Here is an 18,582-nt window from a genome sequence, read left to right as displayed (position 1 = left end):
TTTGGGGCCGCCCGGAAATACATTAGAAGGGGCATCCGCGGCGGATGCCGCCGGGAGGGAGTTATGGTTTCAGCATCCACTGCAGGGCCGCAGGGAAGCGTCGTGCCCAATCTTGCTCGCTGTGAGTGTGAAGCGGAAAGCTCTGCGACCGGAAAGACGTTGACTCATAACCGCGAGCGTGAAAGAGTGAATCCACGCGCGATTGATGGGGTGCATAAAGGCTGTCCAATCCTTCATCACCGTGATCAAAGTAGAAGCGCAGCACACCGGGCGCGAGTATGTTTTCCGCAAGATAGTTCAGGTAGGCTTGCGGGATTGGGTCGTTTTGGCGAAAGAGTCCGGTCCAATGCGTCGAGAAGCACAAGACGCCAGCAAAGCGTGCAGGCGTCGTAAGCGCGACCGCCAGAGCGCCGATGGCGCCGGTGCTTGAGCCGCCGATATAGCGGCGCGTGGTGTCTGTCGCGTAGAGGCTGTCCACAGACGGAATGACTGTACCGATGAGATAGTCGAGATACTCGCGCGATCGCGGTTCGTGCGCAATCAACTGCATGAACTCGCCACGTACAGAATCGTCAAGCTTGTCAAGCACATCTACGGGCACGTACTCAGCGCGACGAAACTCCGCGCCGTGCGGAATGCCGACCACGATGAGCGGCTCGATTAATCCGCCGCGAATCATGCTGTCGAGCGATTCGTCTATACGCCATTCAAAGGCGTGCGTGGCGAGCGTGTCAAAGAGGTTCTGCCCGTCATGCATATAGAGTACTGGATAATGCGCCGTGCTGTCGTAGTCCGGCGGCAAATAGACGCGCAGCTCGCGCGGCGACATCGGCGCGGCAGATGCCGAAATCCAGAGACTCAGAAACAGCAGTAGAATTCGTATGCGCATTGTGCATGAAAGACAGGGGCGGCTCATCGCTGAACCGCCCCCGATTGAAAGGAAGAAACCGCGCTACTTCAGCGCGATCGAGCCCGGTTGGTCGGTGATTCCGACTTGGGTAACACGGAAATCAAACGGGCCGCCGCCGTCCCAGATGGCCACGGCGATAAAGAGATCCCCGAGCCGGTGAAGTCGCAAGTGAAGTCTTCCGTCGAACCGGTCGCTTCGCTTTGACATCCGAGGTCCGCTGCCGCAGGGTGAGAAGGTGTACACATCATAGTCGTTGCCTTGCGCCGTAGCCACTTCAAAGCGGAAGGTTCCCGTTGTGATGCCCACGCGGAACCAATTCGCCGCACCGCGACCGCCCTGCAGGTCACAGGAATAGATCTGGTTGAGTTGAATGGCAGAGGCCTGATCGCAGGTTGTGGCGCACTGCTGTCCGCCGCCGCCGCAGCCCTGAGCGCATGTCGCGCCCTCGGTCCACACTCCGCCGACGCCGTTGCAGTCGGCTTGCGTCGCGTTGTCAGCGCACTGTGTGTTGTTGTTGTAGCAGCAACGGCGGTAGGATCACCACCGCCGAGCGAACGCACGAAGGTCGAAACAAACGAATGCCAATTCGTGGCGCGCCATTGCAAGCTCGAATAGCTCACCGAGTCGGGCACGTATTGATTCACCTGCCACGGAATATAGACATTCAAACCACCGCGCGGTACAGGCTGCGTCGGTGAGGTGGAAGTACGTGTCGGTGAAGGGCACAGCGGCGTTGATGGCGTTGCGCACGTTGTTGCAGTTCGAGACGATCAGGTTAATCGTCGAGAGCGTGGGCTGTGCCTGAATCTGATTGGTGAATTCGCGAATGTCCACATAGGTCGGATTATCAAGATTCGTCGCATGCGTGCTGTTCCACGCATTCAAGACTTCGCCCCAATGCTGGCCGCCTTCCTGCACGAGGATATTGCCGAACGTACCCAGCGCCGCGCCGAGGTTTTGCATTTCGGACATCTTGATCATCGCATAGTGCGTCGTCTTCTGCTTGAACTGCGCGCGTTGGATGACGCTTTCCACAACTTTGCGCGCATAGTTCTCGTTGGACGAGGTCTTGTTGTCTTTGAGCCAGCCCAGCCACAAATCCGCGCCGAGAATATTTTCCATCGGCATCGTGAACTGGCAGCTGGTCATGTATTCGCAGACGCTGCGCAACTCGTAAGCTACTTCAGCCATGCTCATCAGACAGGCATGCCAGGTGAGAATGTCCACGCGTCCGAGATCGGATGTGGCAATCGCATCACGGCACTCGGGCATCGTCAATAGGCCGCCCGCACCGGCGAGATCATCCGAGCAGCTGCCCGGCCAACCCGCGCCGTGGTCGTCAATAATCAACTGATACCTATTTGCGGGGAAATTCTGCTTGCAATAGTTGATGAAGGCCTTTAATGTCGCGGGGTCGGACATATCTTTCGTGCCGAGATTCAGAAGCTCTTCGGAGCTTATCGCATTCGGATTCTCGTTCGGGTGAAAGCCAATCTTGTAGTAGCGGGCATTTCCGCCGCCACCGAAGCGCGATACCATGGCGATCATGTTGATGCCATCCTGACTGCCGACCTTCTCCATGTCCTGCACATCCTGCACGATGTAGGACGTACCGTTGTTGGCCTGGTCAAGGTCGTTGTTGCCAGCGCCGTAGAGCATGATGGTCCATTCGGCCTGACCGCCGCCATCGTCGCCGCCGTCGTCGGAGCTGCAGCTTACCAGCAGCGCGGCTGCAAACGCCAGCCCCAGCAGCGCCAACCATAGAATCTTACGATGCCTCATTGTTTCCTGCCTTTCCGGAATAATATCTGTCTGCTCGGAATGTTTAGAATTTATTCAAATCGTTGCAGAGTTGCAACGTTTTTCGCTCAACAATTGAATGCGCAAATCTCGCCTCACACCACCTCGCAAAGGCATCGGCGCAGGCATTGTTGGTGACTTGTCGATCTACTCCACCCAATCCGCGATGAAGATGTTGGTTTCGCTGGTTTTTTCGTGCTTGCCGCGGTTACTGGCCCAGACGATTTTCTTGCCGTCGTAGGACCACATGGGGAAGCCGTCAAAGGTTGGGCCGTAGGTGAGACGTTCGAGGTTTGACCCGTCAGGCTTGATGCGGAACAGGTCGAAGTTAGGCATGCGACGGTTGCCCATACTATCGGCATAGGTTGTGGTAAACATCACCCACTCACCGGAGGGATGAACGTACGGACAGAAGCTCGCCGAGTTGAGATTCGTGACCTGCCGTTGGTTGTTGCCGTCGGTGTCCATAATCCAGATTTCCAAGCGGACGGGCGACACAGCCTGATTGGCCCACAGCGTTTGCCAGCGCGCGAATTCGTCGGCGGTCTTGGGATGAAAGGCGCGATAGATAATATGCTTGCCGTCGGGCGAGAAGAACGGTCCGCCGTCATAGCCGACAGTATGCGTCAGGCGCGTGACGTTGGAGCCGTCAATGTTCATTTTATAGAGTTCGAGATCTCCGTCGCGGCCCGACGTAAACACAATCTCCTTGCCGTCGGGCGAGACCGCGGCCTCGGCATCGTAGCCCTTTTCATTGGTCAGCCGCACGAGCCCCGAGCCGTCCGTTTTGCATTTATACACGTCAAACTCAAACAGACCCCACACGTAGCCCAGACTGCGGTCCGGCTTCAGCGGACATTCCGCGCCGTGTTCATGCGTAGAGCAGAACACGAGTTCATCCTGGCCCGGTACGAAAAATGAACACGTTGTCGCACCCGTGCCTGTGCTGACCAGTTTTGATTCGCCCGATTCGAGATTATATGTGAAGATCTGATCGCAGTCAAAGCTGTCCCGCGTCGCCTGATAGACCAACCACTTTCCGTCGGCGGAGAAGTAGGCTTCGGCGTTCTCGCCGCCGAATGTCAATTGTTTGACGTTCCGCATGTGCGTTTCGCCTTCGTACCAGAGTGAATCGGCGGTTTGCGCGACGGCCAGCGACGCGATCATCAAGACGCATATCCCCAGCATGGTTACCTTGCTCATTTCAGTATCCTATGTTCAGTTTTCTATTTCAGAAGTCTATCCGCCAGCAAGGGCATGATTAGCATGCTGAGCACCAGCAGACTCCACAGTTCGCCCGTCCAGAAGCGATACATTCCGAACAGGTTGTCCCAGCTCAAGCCGCGCGAGCGGCCGAACGCAAACTCAAACAGCACGGTCATGCCGCACCACAAGAATCCGATGCGCCACAAATCCGCATCAGTATACGGCGCGCGCTGCAAGCTGAGAAAGAGCACCGTCAGCGCCAACATCAAGCCAAACGCGGTGAAGACACTTAGCTGGTGCGCCCACTTCCCGATCGCTGGCTCGAGCCACGGCTTCAGAACTTTTTCGCGCAGCACGGCATTGACGACCGCCGTCACCAGCAAGGCGAACCAGAACAGTATCGCGTTGGTGAGCATACTAATGCTTCATCGGCGGCGTCTTCAGCACGACATTGGCCAGTTCATGCTTGCCCTCGCGCACGTATTCCACATCCACCGTGTCGCCCGGCGCGTAGGTGCGCAGCGCAAAGACGAAATCGTAGATATTGTTCAAGGTCACCTTGCCCATACGCACGAGCAGGTCGCCGCCTTTGATACCCGCGAGCGCAGCGGGACCGCCCTCTTTCGTGCCGGAGAGCAGCACACCGATGAGCGAATCCGGCTGCGCGTAATCGGGAATCGAGCCGAAATAGACGCGGAAGCTGCCGCCGCCTTGCTCCGCGGGTTCGGTCGCCTTCACGTACGTCAACGGACTCGCGGCGCGTCTAATTCGCGCAAGACATTGACCGCCAGTTGCACGACCTTCGCTTCACCGTCATAATTTACCAACTCGGCGTCATCCGTGGACTTATGATAGTCCGCATGCGCGCCGGTGAAGAAAAACAGCACGGGCTTTTCCGCGAGGTAGAAATTCATGTGATCCGACGGTCCGTATCCATCGCCTTTGCAGGTGATGTTGAGGCCGGTTCCCACTGCGGCGCGTGTGACGAGGTCGGCGAGCTCTTCGGCTGACTTGCACGAGAGAACTGTGAAATCGTTCTTTTCATTCAAGCGGCCCACCATGTCAAGATTGAGCATCAGGCGGACATTTTCGAACGGCAAGGGGAAGTTCTTCACCAAATGACCGCTGCCACCCAATCCGGTTTCTTCGGCGGTGAAAGCCACAAACAGCACGGTTGCGTTGAGCGGCTGGGCCTTGAGCATGCTCGCTGTTTCCAGCATACCCGCAACACCGCTGGCGTTGTCGTCCGCGCCATTGTGAATGACGTTGAGCTTCTCGTCGAGGCTTCCGCTTTGACCGTAGCCCAAATGGTCGTAGTGCGCGCCGACGACCAGGATGTTATCGCCGCCGCGCAGAATACCGGCGACGTTTTTGACGTCTACTTCTTCGCGCGAGAGGTCGGTGGATAACGTGACGGAGTCTTCGACGACGTCAAGGCTGCGGGGCTGCGTGTTGGAGTCAATCGAACGCTGTAGTTTGTCGAGCTCAAACTCGGGAAATAACCTGGCCACGGCGGCGCGCGTAATACGCAGCACGGGCATACCGCAGTCAATATAGGCTTCATTGGTCGCGGGCGCTGCCAACTCTTCGACTTCGGAGGTGTCGGCATAGAGCGGTCCATCCACGAGCAGCATGGCCGCCGCGCCGTGCTGTTTTGCGTTGCTGGCCTTAGTGCGCAGCGCCGAGTGGAGCGTGGCGTTCACGCCTTCAAACTTGTTGGTCGAATCGAACTCGCCGGGCTCCTTGCGCATGCACAGCACGATGGCGCCGTTCACGTCCATGCCGGCATAGTCGTCATATTCGAATTCGGGCGCGGTGATGCCGTAGCCGACAAAGAGCACCTTGCCCGTCACTTCGCCTTTCGCCGAGAAGCCGGTCGGCATAATGCCGGTCTTGGTGTCAATGGTCTGGTCTTTATACGTCAGGAAGTTCTTCTCGCCGAGCGTGAAGCCCCAGCCCATCTTGAACGGTTGAAAGTAGCTGCCGTCAAACGCGGGATCGAGGCCGATCTGCGCCATGCGCTGCGCGATATAACTGGCGGCGCTATCCAGCCCCTTAGTTCCGATACCGCGTCCTTCCAACGCGTCGGCGGCCAGGACGCCCACATCTTTACGCAACTGCGCGACATCCGGCGCGGCGAAGAGCGACAAGGGAAGACAGAGCAAACAAAGGAAAGTCAAGTGTTTCATGAGCGGGACACCCCGGAGTGGCAAGTGTGGACGGGAAAGTTTATCTTTATCAGAATATCTACGGCGAGTTAACAATGCAGAAGATTGTTCGGAATTTCTGGGGGCTTGCGCGGACTGGGCGGCTGGCGGCGCGGTGCCGCCGCGTGCGCTGGCGGTAGCTGTGGCCGAACTCGAGCCACCGCGTATCTCGCAGCCCGCCGCTGCCCGCGACTACCTGTGGCGCATTCTCTCGTATCCCGAGCGCGGGCGCGCGTTGGCTATGATCAATGCGGTGAACCTGCTGGGCGAGCTGTTTCCATCGTGGACGGACAACGTAAGTCGGCAGGATCACGCGCTACGTGCGGTAGAGGAGATTCATCTGGAACGCTGGTCGGAGGGCTTAACCGTGTACGCCTTTCAGCGCGTCTGCGCGTTTCACGATGCTGGCGTGGACGGCCGACTAAACGGCTGGGCCCTCACGGCGTTGGCCACTCTGCTGTGCGCGGCGGATGATGACGCGGCCTCGTATATTTCGTCGCTCTTGCTGGACTTGACTGCGCTTGAGGTGACCGAAGGTGAAGGGGCGCGCCTCACGGGCATTATCACGGAATTTCCGACGGTCTATGCGCAGCTTGCTCGCGGCGAGCATGACCACTACCGCGTGTTGCCCGGCACGGTGGTCGCGGCTTTGGCGCATTTGTTGGCCGACGCCGAATTCGATCCGGAACATCGGGCCGCCGCTATTGCCGCCGCAGACGGCTGGCTGAGGCTCGCATGAAACTCCGGGTTGATATTTGGCTGAATCGCGCGCGCTCTACAAATCGCGCACCCAGGCCACGGAGGCCTGCAAAGAAGGGCAAGATCATGGTCGGCGAGAAATTCGCCGATCCCAAAGACACCGTGGATGTCGGCGTGATCATCAAGATTCGCATGAAGGGGCTTTACCGCACCTTTCGCATTCTTGAGGCCGAAGACATCAATTTGTCGAAAAAGAAGCGCCGCGCATGTATGAAGAGATTACGGATGCGGCGACCGCCGAGAAGTTTCGGCAGATTCAGGAGTCCGACCGAATCTGGCGCGATTCAGGCAAGAAGGAACAGAGCCGCCGTCCCACGAAAAAGGACCGCCGCGACATTGATAAATTTCGCGGGAGCTGACCATCGAACGCACCGCGACGGCGCGGTGCGAATCAACCGAGCACGCAAGGCGACAGCAATGTCGCCTTTTCTATTCCAACAGCAGCTTCAACGTCGCGGCCAAGATCTCACGCGGCTGAATTTTGGCGATATGTCCGAGTTTTGCGCAGTCGAGTTCGACGCAGTGCGGCCGCATCGCGCAGGGCGCGGCCAGCAGGACGTTGCGCTCATTCTGCGGATCGTTCCAATTCTGGGGATTTCCGGGACCGAAGATTGTAACCGTCGGTAAGCCGCACGCGACCGCAATGTGCTTCGGGCTCGAATCGGGTCCAATGTAGAGTGCGCAATGACGATAGAGCGCCGCCAAATCGGGAACACGGGCATCAGCGAAATGCGGCACAGGGCGGGGCAAGTATTTCAGAATGCGCTGCGCGAATTCCGCTTCACCCGGACCGCTCGTGAGAATCACCTCCAGATGGGAAGCGCGCAATAGCTCGATGACCTGCGCCGTTAGATCGGCCGGGTAGCGTTTCGCGGGATTGGCGCCGCCTGCGGCGACGGCCACGAGCACGCCCGTCTGGGCATCCACAAGTTTGTTGACGCGGGCGCGCGCGGCAGCGTCGCCTTGATCGCAGAAAATTTCCAGCGCTCGCGTATGCGCGGGAATACCCAGCAGCCGCAGCATATCGAGCCGCAGGTCCACGGCATACGCGTCGCGATCGTGAGGCTCTTCTTCAAAGTGATGTGTGTAAGCCCACGTGCGGCCTCGTCGGCGCAAACCGGCGCGGACTTTCGCGCCCGACAGAAAGACAAACTGTGCACTGCGCGGGTTCGCAAAGAAGTCAATCGCCAGATCGTAGCGTTCACGCCGCAAGGCACGCATGAGTTCAATTGTTGCGCCAAGCCCTTCCATCGGAGCCACCCACACCTTGCGCAGCAGCGGATGTTCGCGCAGCGTTTCTTCGGCCCGGATATTCCGCGAGAAAATCAATCGTCGCGGCTGGAAAGCGCTCGTGCAAGGCGCGAATCGCCGGGGTGCACAGCAGGCAGTCGCCGATGCGCCGCAACTGCACCATCAGAATGCGGTGTGGATTCAGATTGGGTACGGAGCGGGAAATCTTCATCTGCGCGGAGTTAGCGTCAGTTCAAATAGTACGGCGTCGGCGGCCACGTCGTGCGCCGTGATCCGCATGTGGTCCGGTGCGACGCGGCACCACAGATAGTGGTGGCGGTCGTCCGTGTTTTTCAGTTTCGAGCCGCCTCCGCCGGAGATGACATAGTTCACTCCGTCCCGCTCGGTGTGCAGCAGGCTGTGAATGTGACCCGAGAAGACCGCGCTGATTTGGGCGCGCGCGAAGCGTTCATGCAGCCACTCCGCGTGCGGCCGGTGCTCCATGCCGTAGTAGGCGTCGCTGCGCGGATCAAAGATCGGCTTGTGACAAAACACGAGGGTGAACGCGGCCTCAGTCGGTCGGGCCAGCGTCGTCTCCACCCAGTCAAGTTGTGCGTCGCTCAGACTGCCCCACGCGTTATTGATCAATATCAACCGCGCCGGGCCGACCGTGATGTCGCCATGGTCACTCCCGAATAGCGCGCGAAAATACTGCGCCTGCACAATGCGGCGCTCAACCAGATCATGATTCCCCGGTGTGGTGATAAACGGAAGGGGAAGATGTCCCAGCGTTTTACGCAAGCGACGGTAGGCGAGATGCGTGGCCTGCGTGGCCAAGTCTCCCGTGGACACGACAAAACGCGGCTTACGCTCGATTAGTCGCGCCATTAACGCACGCAACGCCGCGTAGCCGGAGCGGCGCGACGAAAAGGGAAACTCCGATCCGGCCGTGTCACCAAAGATGGCGAAGTCGACGCTGTCCGTATCCGGCAGATTGACCGCCACGGGCGCGCCACTCCACTCGGCGCGGCCAAGTTCATCGAAGCGGCGGAACATGACCGGCTCGAACGAATGCTCGGCGACCGGTTTACGCAGTGAGCGCGGCATCCGTCGGCCATAGAGCACGCGTACGGTAATCCGCACCAATGCAAAGGCCACAAAGAACCACGGGACGATATCGAGCGGAAGTACCGATCGAACATCATCATCCACGTAGAGTTCTTCCTGCGGCCAGAAATACCACCACAAGGAACCGATGAACATGCCCGCCAGGGCATGAACCCCGAAGAGCCAGCGCCGATTGTCCTTGATCATGCCGACTACCAAGGCCGTCGCCACCGCGACGCACGCCATCGCCCAGTTGCGATTGGTCGTCATCTGCTCCCAGTGCGCGATTCGGGCCAGCGGCGGAACAAGCAGCAAAGCCATCGCGATCAGCGCCATCCAGCGCGCTTCTTTCCAGCGGTTTTCGCTTTCGTGTTCAAACCACTTGAGCACAAACGCGGCAATGGCGATTGCCGCAAATGGTCCAGCGACGCCAAGCAGCGCCAACCACTCGCCGCCGACCTTTCCATGCAGGACGGCCAACAGCACCAGAGAAATCAGCACATACCGATACCACCGCGCACCGACCGCAGCAGTGCAAACAGCAAATCCGGCCCATGGCGCCATCAGCAACGCCGCTTCCCACGGCACGACGGCCACGTCAGGCTGTTTCTCAAACAACGAAGGCAGCGCGATGAATTTCTCCGCCACAATGCCGAGCAGGGCCAGACTCAAAGTCGCCAAGATCGCCTGCATGCTCACACGCACCCGCGCACGCAAAACGAATAGCGCTAACAGCGGCAGCATGGCGGGCGGCCATACACCAAAGACTGCGAGTACGACACCTGACAGCAGCCCGATAAGGGCCAGCGCTTCGCGCACATTGCTCTCGGTGGCGCGCGCCGCCATCCACAACGCCGCTGACGTGACAAAGAGCAGACTCGCGTAGGACATCAGCGGCGGCTCGCTGATGACAATCGCAGTCGGTATGAACGTCGCCAAAACGGCACTGGCGTAAACGCCGCGGCCCGCGCCAAGCATCCGTTCCGCCGCGTCGTACGTAAACGCCGCCGCGACGATGCCGCACAAACCGCCGAACAGAACCGCCGGCGCATCGTAAAAACCCGCGCGCATTGTCGCGACGAGATAGGGCGCCCAACCCGCCCCGATGAGCACGAGAAACAGCGCCGCGCCGGCCATTCGCTCACGCTGTTCGTTCATGACCGTCCCGTTATTTCCTGCAAGATACGCCAATAGCGTTGCATGGATCGTTCAAAGCTAAACTCATTAATCGCTCGTTCGCGAAACGCCTGCCGTACCGTGTGCAAGGCCGCGCGGTTCGCGCAGATACCGTGCAATCGTTCCACGAACAGCTCGTCGCGGCCGGCCGGGATGAGAAACGTGCTCAACTCACCGTTCAGGATCTCGGCCATGTTTCCCACGTCAAACCCGAGCACGGGCACGCCCGCGGCCATCGCCTCGAGCGCGGCGTTTGGTGTTCCTTCACTGTCCGACGTCAGCAGGAATAGATCGGCGTCACCAACTTTGTCAGCAAGCTCTTCGTCGAAACCGCGCCACTTAACAAGATCGCCGATCTGCAGAACTTCGCATTGTGCGCGCAATTCACTGTCGTGCGGGCCCACGCCGAAGATCGCCAGCGTGAACGGTAGGTGCTGACGCAACGCGGCGGCGCAACGCAACAGTTTGTCAAAGCGTTTTTGTGTTTCCAGTCGTCCGGCCGCGACGAGCAGCAGTGCATCTTGAGACAGACCCAATTCGGCGCGCAGCCGTCCCGGCTTGTGCGCGGCGATCTTCACGCCGTTGGCCACTACGTCGAGTCGTTGCGGGACGATGTTATGCCGCGCGTAGTGATCGGCTATACTTTGCGCATTCACCACCACACCGGTCAAGATACGCGCGGCGAGCCACCGATGATGCGGCTTGTTTGTCCACAGCGTGAATCCGTGCCGCGCCAGAACCGGAACGCCGACGAATTTCCCGGCGATGCCGAACTGCCAACTCTCTTTGTTGAAATTCGTCACGACGACATCGGCGCCCGTCTCGCGCACGACTTTCTTCGCACGCAGCATCGCGAGCGGATCAAAGTCTCCGCCGAAACCAAAGGCAATGGTTGCGATAGTCTTGGACTGGGCGCGGTGGAGCAATTGCGAGGCTGGTCTGGCGACGATCGTCACCTGCGCACCTTGTCCGCGCAACCATTCCGCCGCTTCGACGAACCACTTCTCACCGCCGCCCCACAATGCGGGCGCGGCGGAATTCACCAGCAGGACGTTCACAACTTGTGCGCTTCGCGTTCGTATAGCTGCGTCAACGTGCGATAGAGTTCGCTCGTGTCCAGCAGTGCCGGGTGCTGGCCTTCCACCGCGATCTGGCCCTCGTCGAGCACGACCACGCGGTCGGCGAAGCGAATCGAGCTCAGCCGATGCGCGATGATAATCACGGTGCGCTCGCGGAACAGTTCTTCCAGCGCGTGCTGAATCAACCGTTCGGACTCGTTATCGAGCGCTGACGTCGCTTCGTCAAAGATCAACAGCGGCGCATCTTTGAGCAGCGCGCGTGCAATCGCGATGCGTTGTTTTTGTCCGCCGGAAAGCTGCGCTCCGCGTTCTCCGACAATCGTCTCCAAACCACGGGGGAGTTTGGCCACGAAATCCGTACATTGGGCGCGCTTCATGGCGGTGGCCAACTTGTCGTCGGTGACATCGCGCAAGCCGTAAGTCAGGTTGTAGCGCACGCTTTCATTGAAGAGAAAGACATCTTGACTCACGAGTGAAATCTGGCGCCGCAACGCCGCGCGGTCGAGCTGTTGCACATCCGCGCCGTCCCACAGCACACGGCCTTGTTCAGGAGTGTAGAAGCGCGGCAGCAGATTCGCCAGCGTCGTTTTGCCGCTGCCGGACCTGCCGACCAGAGCGACGCGTTCACCGCAGCGAATGGTCAGCGACACGTCGTGCAGGACCCATTGCTCAGATGTCGGATAGCGGAACCAGACGTTTTCGTAGCGCAGTTCTTGCCGCAGGTCGCTGACCGGCTGGCCGCCATCCTGGGCGACATCGCTTTCAATCGGCTGTGCCAGCAGGGCATCAATGCGGGCGCCCGCTGCCGAGCCGATTTGCAGATAGTTGTTTAGGTTTCCCACCGCCCGCGCAGGCGCGAGCATTGAGAACAGCACGACGATGAAGCGAATGAAATCCTCGGCATCCAACAGCGAACCCGACAGCACCTGTTGACCACCCAGCAACAGCACCAGCGCGATGATCATCACGCCGATTGTTTCTGATAGCGGCGAGGCCAGTCGTTCGAGCCGCGCGAGTCGCAAGGAATTGTGGAACAGGCGCTCCGAGCGCGATTCGAAGCGCTCGGTTTCGGGCTGCTCCGTGGCCGATGACTTGATCAAGCGCGCGCCGCTGATGGTTTCCTGCAGGGCGCCGGTGATTTCGGCGAGTCCTTCTTGAATCCTTCCGGACTTGCGTTTGAGGCTGCCTCCGGTTTTGCGGAACAGCACTCCAAACGCGGGAACGATCACAAGCGCGGCCAGCGTCAGTTGCCACGAGATGCTGAACAGAATGATCAGCAGCGTCACGACGGTAATCGGGTCACGTACGGCCTGTGTGAACACGCGCTGGAACGTCACGGACAGAGTGTTAACGTCGTTCATCACCGCGCTCATCAGTTCACCGGTCGAGCTGCGGTCATAGAATTCGTACGGTTGCCGGATCACATGGGCATAGACACGGTCGCGCAGATCTTTGATCATGCGCTGTTCGACATACGACACGAAGTGCAGCTGCAGATAGGCGAAGATATTCTTCAGCAGGAACACCGCAATCAGAGCGATGCACAAACGGGGCAGCACGGATAGCGGGTCACCCGCGCCGATGATTTCCCACGACCACTGCTTCATGCTGTCGTAAATACCGCGCATACCGCCCGTGAGCATTTCAGTCTGTGCGGATTCACCGGCCTTGTTAGGCAGGAAAATGATATTCAACACCGGCGCGATCAGCCAGATAGACAGCGTGTTAAACACCACATAACACAAAGTCGCCAACCCGGTCAGGATCAGATGGCGCGGATAGCGTTTGAAGGGATTTATGAAGCTTAAATAGGTAATCAAGGAAGAATGTCAAACTTGAAATGGAGAATGTGGAAGCAGAGGCCCTATTCGACGTTTCGGTTATCTAATTTTTTGTTACAATTTCGCGGAAGAACTTTTCCATTTTGTCCGCCATCGCGTCCCAGTTGTGCGTGCTGGCGATAGCCTGTTTCCCGCCGGCGATACACGTTTCGCGCAACGTCCGGTCGCGCGCGAATTCCAAAATAGCCCGGCTCATGGCTGGCGCATCGCCCGGCGGAACCAGCAGGCCGCGCTGCCGGTCATGCACGATTTCGGCGGATCCTTCAATCGCGGTTGCGGCCAGCGGCACGCCCGCCGCCCACGCTTCGAGAATGAAATTTGATATACCCTCGCGGTATGACGAGGAGACGGCGATGTGCGCCCGCGCGAGCTGCTGTGTCAGGTTCGGAGTAAATCCGCGCAGGCGCACGTGTTCGCCGAGATCGAGGCGTTCAATCTGCGCGTTGAGTACATCTACCTGATCACCTTGCCCCCACACTTCACAAATCAGCCGGGGCTCCTGCTCCACCGCCAGTTTCATCGCATCAATCAAGACATCGAAGCCCTTTTCACTTTCGACGCGGCCTGCTGCAAGGACCAGGATTTCTGATTCCTGGCGGGTTGGACGCGGGTGTGGCGAAGGTTCGGCCGTTAGGTCGTCTACTCCATTGTAGATGACGCGAATGCGGTCGGCCTTGATCCACGGATGGGCCGTTAGGGAGGCCCGCACCGCTTCGGCGTTGACGATAATGCCGTCCGGCCAGATGCTGTAGCGCAAGCGTTCTTTGATGGTGTTGGGCAGCGTGCGTGTGATTCCCATGCGCATGACGTATTTCGCGCGTGTTCCCAAACGTGCGAAGCCGCCCAGCCAATAGTCACGGCTGCGCGTCGGCAGGAAGATCTCGATTTGCTCATCCTGTAGGATGCGTCGCAACTTCCAGATAGTGCGGATATCCGCATCATTTAGAAACGGCAGCTCAACCCAACGGACCTTGTCTGATTTCTGCCGCGCCAACCACAACTCCCGGGCGCGGACGGCGATCCACACGTCGTGGCCACGCCGGGCCAGAGTTTCGGCGGCGTTAAGGGTCCACTTTTCGTTGCCGCCCCACATTAATGAGGCATTGCTAAATAGAATGCGCACGAGGAGGCTGGAAGGGTCATCGTTAATCTTGGAATATCGCTAAATTTGCGGGGATAAGCAAAGAAAGACGATCTCTCTAATAGTACGGATTCTTGACTTCGGGCTACAAATTGTGCATATTTGCACATGAAAAGCTAAGATTGCTCGAAGAATAATGCCCTAAAGTTAGAGAGCTCTAACAAATAAGATGGAAGATAAGTGCTATCAGTGTCTTAGGTGCCAGTACACAGGAAATGCCGAAGACCTGTGTCCCTTGGACAGCATGCCGCTTGGGAGCCGTTGCGAGATCATTGAGATCCAGGATCCCTCCGAGAACATCCTCCGTCTGATGGAAATGGGGCTTATTCCCGGTACGTCCGTGACCGTCGAGCGTACCGCGCCGCTGAATAGCCCATTTAGCATCCGCCTGCCCGGTTGCACCTTGGCGGTCCGTCGCGAAGACGCACGCCATCTTCTGGTGAATCCCCTGCCAGCCCTGAACACGGACTAATGACGCCTACTTCGCGTGAGATTTCGCACCAGCCGACGCCAACACGTCGGCTTGTTGCTGTTGCGGGCAATCCCAATTCCGGGAAGACGACGCTGTTCAATCGTCTGACGGGGGCGCGTCACAAAGTCGGCAACTATCCGGGCGTCACCGTTGAACGCAAGGTCGGACTGCTCACCTTGCCGTCCGGGGAGGTTGTGGATCTCGTGGACTTGCCCGGCACGTACAGCTTCGCCGCGCGCTCTCCCGAGGAACAGATTTCGCATGACGTCTTAGTCGGCGAGAGCGCGGGGCTTGGTCGTCCGGACTCGGTCATCGTAGTGCTCGATGCTTCCAATGTGCGCCGCAATCTGTATTTCGCGACGCAATTGCGCGACATGGGTGTGCGGCTGATCGTCGCGTTGAATATGATGGACATCGCGCGCGAGCGCGGCTTCCATATTGATAGTCAGAAACTTTCCGCCGCGATCGGCTGCCCCGTTGTTCCGATCGTTGCGCGCACCGGCGAAGGCGTTAGCGACCTGCTCGCACAACTTGCCGCCGACCGTCACACGGATGGACCGGCCGCGCAGTTGCCGCGCTTTATTGACGCGTTGCCCGAGCCGCTCGAAAGCACGGTCCGCGAATTGGCCGAAGGGCTCGAACAGAGCGGTCTTGCGCGGGAAGAGAACGCCCGCGCCGAAGCGCTGTGGCTCCTGGTCTCGACCTTGGACGGCGACGAAGCCATACACGTATCGCCCACGCAAACGGCGCTGGCCAAGCGCGTGCTCGACAAACGCAAGCTAACCACGATAGAAATTCGCGCCATCGAGACCAGTGCGCGCTATCAGTACTTGCGTAACCTAATGGTGCTGTCAGCGGCGGTCGAGCAGGACCTGCCGCACCGCGTGACCGAAGCACTCGACCGTGTGCTCCTGCATCGTCTGTTCGGACCGATCATTTTTCTGGGCGTGATGGCCTTTGTCTTTCAGTCCATTTTTTCGTGGGCTGAACCCGCGATGGGCGCCGCCGAAGGGCTGATCGGCTGGATCTCGAACCATGTGGCCTCGATCATGTCACCCGGCCTGTTCCGCAATCTCGTGATTGACGGTGCGATTGCCGGAGCGGGCAATGTTATCGTTTTCCTGCCGCAGATTCTCTTGTTGTTTTTGTTTATCGGCCTGATGGAAGACTCGGGTTATATGGCGCGGGCCGCGTTTCTCATGGATCGCATTATGGCCAAAGTCGGCCTCGATGGCCGCGCATTTGTGCCGCTGCTCTCGAGTTTCGCCTGTGCCGTCCCGGGCATCATGGCTACGCGCACGATTGCCGGGAAGAAGGATCGCCTGGTCACGATACTCGTCGCGCCGTTGATGTCATGCAGTGCGCGGCTACCCGTCTACACCTTGATCATCGGCACCGTGTTCGCGGCCAACGAGCGAGTCTGGGGCGTCTTCACGGTCGGCGGACTCATTCTGATGAGCATGTATTTGCTTTCCGTGTTCGCGGGCATTTCGATTGCGGCGCTGTTCAAGAAGACCATTCTGAGAAGTCCGCCGCCGCCGCTCTATCTCGAACTTCCGACCTATAAGCTGCCGTCGCTGCAATCCGTGTTGATGAATCTCGTGGACCGTGCCAAGCTCTTCATGATTCGCGCGGGCACGGTGATTCTGGCCGTGACGATTATTCTGTGGGCATTGATGAACATCGAGCTGGCGCCCACGAACGTCGCCGGGTTCGATCTGGAACGGCAGGCTGTGCTCACCAATAGCGTCCTCGATGCCGACGCGCGAGCCGCGGCTTTGAGCCAGATTGACATGCGGCAGGCCGCGCAGCACACCGAGAATTCCATTGGCGGTCAGATGGGCAAGCTGATTGAACCGGTCATCGCGCCGCTGGGATTTGATTGGCGCATGGGTATCGGCATTATCGCCAGCTTCGCCGCGCGCGAGGTTTTTGTCAGTTCGCTGGCGGTCGTACACGGCATCTCCGCCGACGACGAAGATGCCACCACGCTGCGCCAGACTTTACAATCCGCGACAAATGAAGCGGGTGCGCCGCTCTACACTCCCTTGGTCGGCATCGCCTTGATGGTGTTTTTTGTGCTGGCCTGTCAGTGCATGTCCACAGTCGCCATCGTGCGCCGCGAAACCAATTCCTGGAGCTGGCCCGTTTTCATGATCGCCTATATGACCGTGTTGGCGTGGGTCGGCGCCTTCGCCGTCTATCAAGGCGGCAAACTGATCGGCCTCAGCTAACCGTCGCCAAGTAGATGACCCCGACTCTTGACATTCTTCTGGTCATCACCGTCGTCGCCGCCGCGATTCTCTATCTCGCGTGGCGCAAGCTGCGAAAGGCCAAGACGATTGCACGTGATTGGAGCACCGGCCATGTGGAGGCCTGTGATAGCTGTCCGATTATCGAAATCCGCAAAGCTCGAGAACGCATCGAGCTTTCCAAAATGAAATAGCAAACGGGCGCTTCACGGCGCCCGCTTCATTTTCCATTTCCAACTGCTCACGGGAATAGCGGAACCGGCCGCACTAACTCCGCATCTTCGCGCGGATCATCTCTTCCAGCCGATTTACGTTGGCCTCCAAATTGAATTCGCGCCGCGCCACGTCATGCGCGCGCTGCCCCATCACGCGGCGCCGCTGTGGGTCGGCCAGCATTCCTCGAAGTTGCGATTCCATGTCATTCATGTTTTGCGCCAGCACGCCCATTCCTTCGTCCGACAACAAGCCATCAGGATCAATGTCGAGCGAGAGCACGGGCACACCCCGCTGCCACGCTTGAATGAACGTGTTCGGAAATCCTTCCGATTGACTCGTCGAGACGAACACATGCGCACGTTCATAGAGCTTGCCCACAATATCCGCGGGCACGAATCCCGCATAGCGGAAGTTCTTCAGCTCGCGCTGCGCCGCAGCGAGCGGCTGCTTGCTCTGTTCGTCCTGTAGTTCGCCCGCCATCACAAACTCGCAATCTATGTCCTGGCAGCGCCGCGCCAATTCGTAGAAGAGCTCCGGTCGTTTGCGCTGCTTGACGCCGCCCACCCACAGGACGAGCGGCTTGCCGTCGTGCGTCTGCACCTGCATGTCGGCAGGAAACTCGAAGCTATTGCGCAAGAGCACCGGCGCAAAATCGCGCGAGCGCAGTATTTCGATCTGCTCGTTGGATTGCGCCAATTGAATTTTCGCGGCCAGCGCCGCCCTTCGCGCCCGCGCGCGAATCGTGAGCGTGCGATGCACCAGCACGAGAAACTGTTTCAGCGATTTCGTGGCCCACAATTCCGGCAGCGTCGCCGTGACGCTTCCGTCATGCACAAAAGCCGACGCCCAGACCGTCACGGCCTCGCGCGGCGCGAGTGTCATAGCGTGATGCGTGTAGAGGTTGAACACGCGGTTATACACCACGTCCGGCCGCACCTTCTCGAACACATCGGCCAATTGTCGGCGGTTTCCATCGCGCCAATGCGGCAGTTCGGGCAGATAGTGCAGTCGAATCGAGTCGAGCTCACGCGGGGCGTCGGGCCGGTTGTTCTCGCTCACGTAATGCACGTCCCACCCGCGTCGCGCAAACTCCCGCGCCAGCATCCAGCACTGCAATTCCGCGCCGCCGGTATAGCGCAGATAGTGGTACTGCGTGACGAAGAGAATTTTCGGCAACTTGCGCTCC

19 protein-coding genes are annotated in these 18,582 nt (G+C 59.0%); 5 read left to right on the top strand and 14 right to left on the bottom strand.

The genetic code is table 11. From position 1 onward, the window contains the following. Positions 1 to 61 precede the first annotated feature (61 nt). The 7 genes from IPH10_13580 to IPH10_13550 all read right to left on the bottom strand — a co-directional run bounded on the left by IPH10_13580 (position 62) and on the right by IPH10_13550 (position 6,105). The gene (locus IPH10_13580; GenBank protein MBK6911936.1) at positions 62 to 889 is read right to left on the bottom strand and encodes an alpha/beta hydrolase; all 828 of its coding nucleotides are present in this window, start codon (positions 887 to 889) and stop codon (positions 62 to 64) included. A 63-nt stretch (positions 890 to 952) separates the two neighbouring features. Beyond that, positions 953 to 1,366, bottom strand: a complete 414-nt coding sequence (locus tag IPH10_13575; GenBank protein ID MBK6911935.1) for a hypothetical protein — start codon at positions 1,364 to 1,366, stop codon at positions 953 to 955. An 81-nt stretch (positions 1,367 to 1,447) separates the two neighbouring features. Continuing rightward, positions 1,448 to 2,692, bottom strand: a complete 1,245-nt coding sequence (locus IPH10_13570; GenBank protein MBK6911934.1) for a hypothetical protein — start codon at positions 2,690 to 2,692, stop codon at positions 1,448 to 1,450. A 165-nt stretch (positions 2,693 to 2,857) separates the two neighbouring features. Further along, positions 2,858 to 3,913, bottom strand: a complete 1,056-nt coding sequence (locus IPH10_13565; protein ID MBK6911933.1) for a PD40 domain-containing protein — start codon at positions 3,911 to 3,913, stop codon at positions 2,858 to 2,860. Positions 3,914 to 3,936: 23 nt separating this feature from the next. Next, positions 3,937 to 4,332, bottom strand: a complete 396-nt coding sequence (locus IPH10_13560) for a hypothetical protein (protein ID MBK6911932.1) — start codon at positions 4,330 to 4,332, stop codon at positions 3,937 to 3,939. 1 nt (position 4,333) lies between these two features. Further along, positions 4,334 to 4,654 carry a PDZ domain-containing protein gene (locus IPH10_13555; protein MBK6911931.1) on the bottom strand — a complete coding sequence of 107 codons (321 nt, stop codon included), beginning with the start codon at positions 4,652 to 4,654 and terminating at the stop codon, positions 4,334 to 4,336. Positions 4,655 to 4,659: 5 nt separating this feature from the next. Then, positions 4,660 to 6,105: a M20/M25/M40 family metallo-hydrolase gene (locus IPH10_13550; GenBank protein ID MBK6911930.1), complete on the bottom strand. Its 1,446-nt coding sequence runs from the start codon at positions 6,103 to 6,105 to the stop codon at positions 4,660 to 4,662. 160 nt (positions 6,106 to 6,265) lie between these two features. Here IPH10_13550 and IPH10_13545 point away from each other — a divergent pair, with 160 nt between their 5' ends. Together IPH10_13545 and IPH10_13540 are read left to right on the top strand one after the other, a co-directional pair. Next, positions 6,266 to 6,862, top strand: coding sequence for a hypothetical protein (locus IPH10_13545; protein MBK6911929.1), 597 nt, complete (start codon positions 6,266 to 6,268; stop codon positions 6,860 to 6,862). Between the two features lie 226 nt (positions 6,863 to 7,088). Continuing rightward, positions 7,089 to 7,241 (top strand): hypothetical protein, encoded by a 153-nt coding sequence (locus IPH10_13540; GenBank protein MBK6911928.1) that lies wholly within the window; start codon positions 7,089 to 7,091, stop codon positions 7,239 to 7,241. A 70-nt stretch (positions 7,242 to 7,311) separates the two neighbouring features. On the opposite strand, the gene IPH10_13535 is transcribed toward IPH10_13540, so the two are convergent. The 6 genes from IPH10_13535 to IPH10_13510 form a co-directional block, all read right to left on the bottom strand. Then, complete coding sequence (locus IPH10_13535; protein MBK6911927.1) at positions 7,312 to 8,103, bottom strand: glycosyltransferase family 9 protein; 792 nt, start codon at positions 8,101 to 8,103, stop codon at positions 7,312 to 7,314. 4 nt (positions 8,104 to 8,107) lie between these two features. Next, on the bottom strand, positions 8,108 to 8,344 hold the full coding sequence (locus tag IPH10_13530) for a hypothetical protein (protein ID MBK6911926.1): 237 nt from the start codon (positions 8,342 to 8,344) through the stop codon (positions 8,108 to 8,110). Further along, positions 8,341 to 10,377: a metallophosphoesterase gene (locus IPH10_13525; GenBank protein MBK6911925.1), complete on the bottom strand. Its 2,037-nt coding sequence runs from the start codon at positions 10,375 to 10,377 to the stop codon at positions 8,341 to 8,343. Before IPH10_13525 ends, IPH10_13530 begins: the two co-directional genes overlap by 4 nt. After that, positions 10,374 to 11,453 carry a glycosyltransferase family 4 protein gene (locus tag IPH10_13520; GenBank protein ID MBK6911924.1) on the bottom strand — a complete coding sequence of 360 codons (1,080 nt, stop codon included), beginning with the start codon at positions 11,451 to 11,453 and terminating at the stop codon, positions 10,374 to 10,376. Before IPH10_13520 ends, IPH10_13525 begins: the two co-directional genes overlap by 4 nt. Next, complete coding sequence (locus tag IPH10_13515; protein ID MBK6911923.1) at positions 11,450 to 13,294, bottom strand: ABC transporter ATP-binding protein; 1,845 nt, start codon at positions 13,292 to 13,294, stop codon at positions 11,450 to 11,452. Before IPH10_13515 ends, IPH10_13520 begins: the two co-directional genes overlap by 4 nt. A 64-nt stretch (positions 13,295 to 13,358) precedes the next feature. After that, positions 13,359 to 14,438 (bottom strand): glycosyltransferase family 4 protein, encoded by a 1,080-nt coding sequence (locus IPH10_13510; GenBank protein ID MBK6911922.1) that lies wholly within the window; start codon positions 14,436 to 14,438, stop codon positions 13,359 to 13,361. Between the two features lie 187 nt (positions 14,439 to 14,625). Here IPH10_13510 and IPH10_13505 point away from each other — a divergent pair, with 187 nt between their 5' ends. Genes IPH10_13505 through IPH10_13495 form a run of 3 tightly spaced genes read left to right on the top strand, consistent with a single transcriptional unit; the run spans position 14,626 to position 17,374 of the window. Then, positions 14,626 to 14,928 (top strand): ferrous iron transport protein A, encoded by a 303-nt coding sequence (locus IPH10_13505; GenBank protein ID MBK6911921.1) that lies wholly within the window; start codon positions 14,626 to 14,628, stop codon positions 14,926 to 14,928. After that, the gene (gene feoB, locus IPH10_13500) at positions 14,928 to 17,162 is read left to right on the top strand and encodes a ferrous iron transport protein B (GenBank protein MBK6911920.1); all 2,235 of its coding nucleotides are present in this window, start codon (positions 14,928 to 14,930) and stop codon (positions 17,160 to 17,162) included. The genes IPH10_13505 and feoB overlap by 1 nt, the downstream gene beginning before the upstream one ends. A 14-nt stretch (positions 17,163 to 17,176) precedes the next feature. After that, a complete protein-coding gene (locus IPH10_13495; GenBank protein ID MBK6911919.1) occupies positions 17,177 to 17,374 on the top strand; it encodes a hypothetical protein in 198 nt (65 codons plus the stop codon). Positions 17,375 to 17,447: 73 nt separating this feature from the next. Here the strand turns inward: IPH10_13495 and IPH10_13490 are convergent, their stop codons facing one another. Continuing rightward, on the bottom strand, positions 17,448 to 18,572 hold the full coding sequence (locus IPH10_13490; GenBank protein ID MBK6911918.1) for a glycosyltransferase family 4 protein: 1,125 nt from the start codon (positions 18,570 to 18,572) through the stop codon (positions 17,448 to 17,450). Between the last annotated feature and the right edge of the window lie 10 nt (positions 18,573 to 18,582).

The sequence above is a fragment of the bacterium genome (genome assembly GCA_016702305.1).
Taxonomy (GTDB): domain Bacteria; phylum Electryoneota; class RPQS01; order RPQS01; family RPQS01; genus JABWCQ01.
The sequence above is the reverse complement of the archived record's forward strand: the minus strand, read 5'-3'. Positions and strand labels throughout refer to the sequence as shown.

What these genes read in the sequence shown, in the direction of transcription:
- IPH10_13580 (MBK6911936.1), bottom strand. Translation starts at nt 889, where the DNA reads ATGCGCATACGAATTCTACTGCTGTTTCTGAGTCTCTGGATTTCGGCA.
- IPH10_13570 (MBK6911934.1), bottom strand. Translation starts at nt 2,692, where the DNA reads ATGAGGCATCGTAAGATTCTATGGTTGGCGCTGCTGGGGCTGGCGTTT.
- IPH10_13565 (MBK6911933.1), bottom strand. Translation starts at nt 3,913, where the DNA reads ATGAGCAAGGTAACCATGCTGGGGATATGCGTCTTGATGATCGCGTCG.
- IPH10_13560 (MBK6911932.1), bottom strand. Translation starts at nt 4,332, where the DNA reads ATGCTCACCAACGCGATACTGTTCTGGTTCGCCTTGCTGGTGACGGCG.
- IPH10_13550 (MBK6911930.1), bottom strand. Translation starts at nt 6,105, where the DNA reads ATGAAACACTTGACTTTCCTTTGTTTGCTCTGTCTTCCCTTGTCGCTC.
- IPH10_13540 (MBK6911928.1), top strand. Translation starts at nt 7,089, where the DNA reads ATGTATGAAGAGATTACGGATGCGGCGACCGCCGAGAAGTTTCGGCAG.
- IPH10_13535 (MBK6911927.1), bottom strand. Translation starts at nt 8,103, where the DNA reads ATGCGTGCCTTGCGGCGTGAACGCTACGATCTGGCGATTGACTTCTTT.
- IPH10_13530 (MBK6911926.1), bottom strand. Translation starts at nt 8,344, where the DNA reads ATGAAGATTTCCCGCTCCGTACCCAATCTGAATCCACACCGCATTCTG.
- IPH10_13525 (MBK6911925.1), bottom strand. Translation starts at nt 10,377, where the DNA reads ATGAACGAACAGCGTGAGCGAATGGCCGGCGCGGCGCTGTTTCTCGTG.
- IPH10_13505 (MBK6911921.1), top strand. Translation starts at nt 14,626, where the DNA reads ATGGAAGATAAGTGCTATCAGTGTCTTAGGTGCCAGTACACAGGAAAT.
- feoB (MBK6911920.1), top strand. Translation starts at nt 14,928, where the DNA reads ATGACGCCTACTTCGCGTGAGATTTCGCACCAGCCGACGCCAACACGT.
- IPH10_13495 (MBK6911919.1), top strand. Translation starts at nt 17,177, where the DNA reads ATGACCCCGACTCTTGACATTCTTCTGGTCATCACCGTCGTCGCCGCC.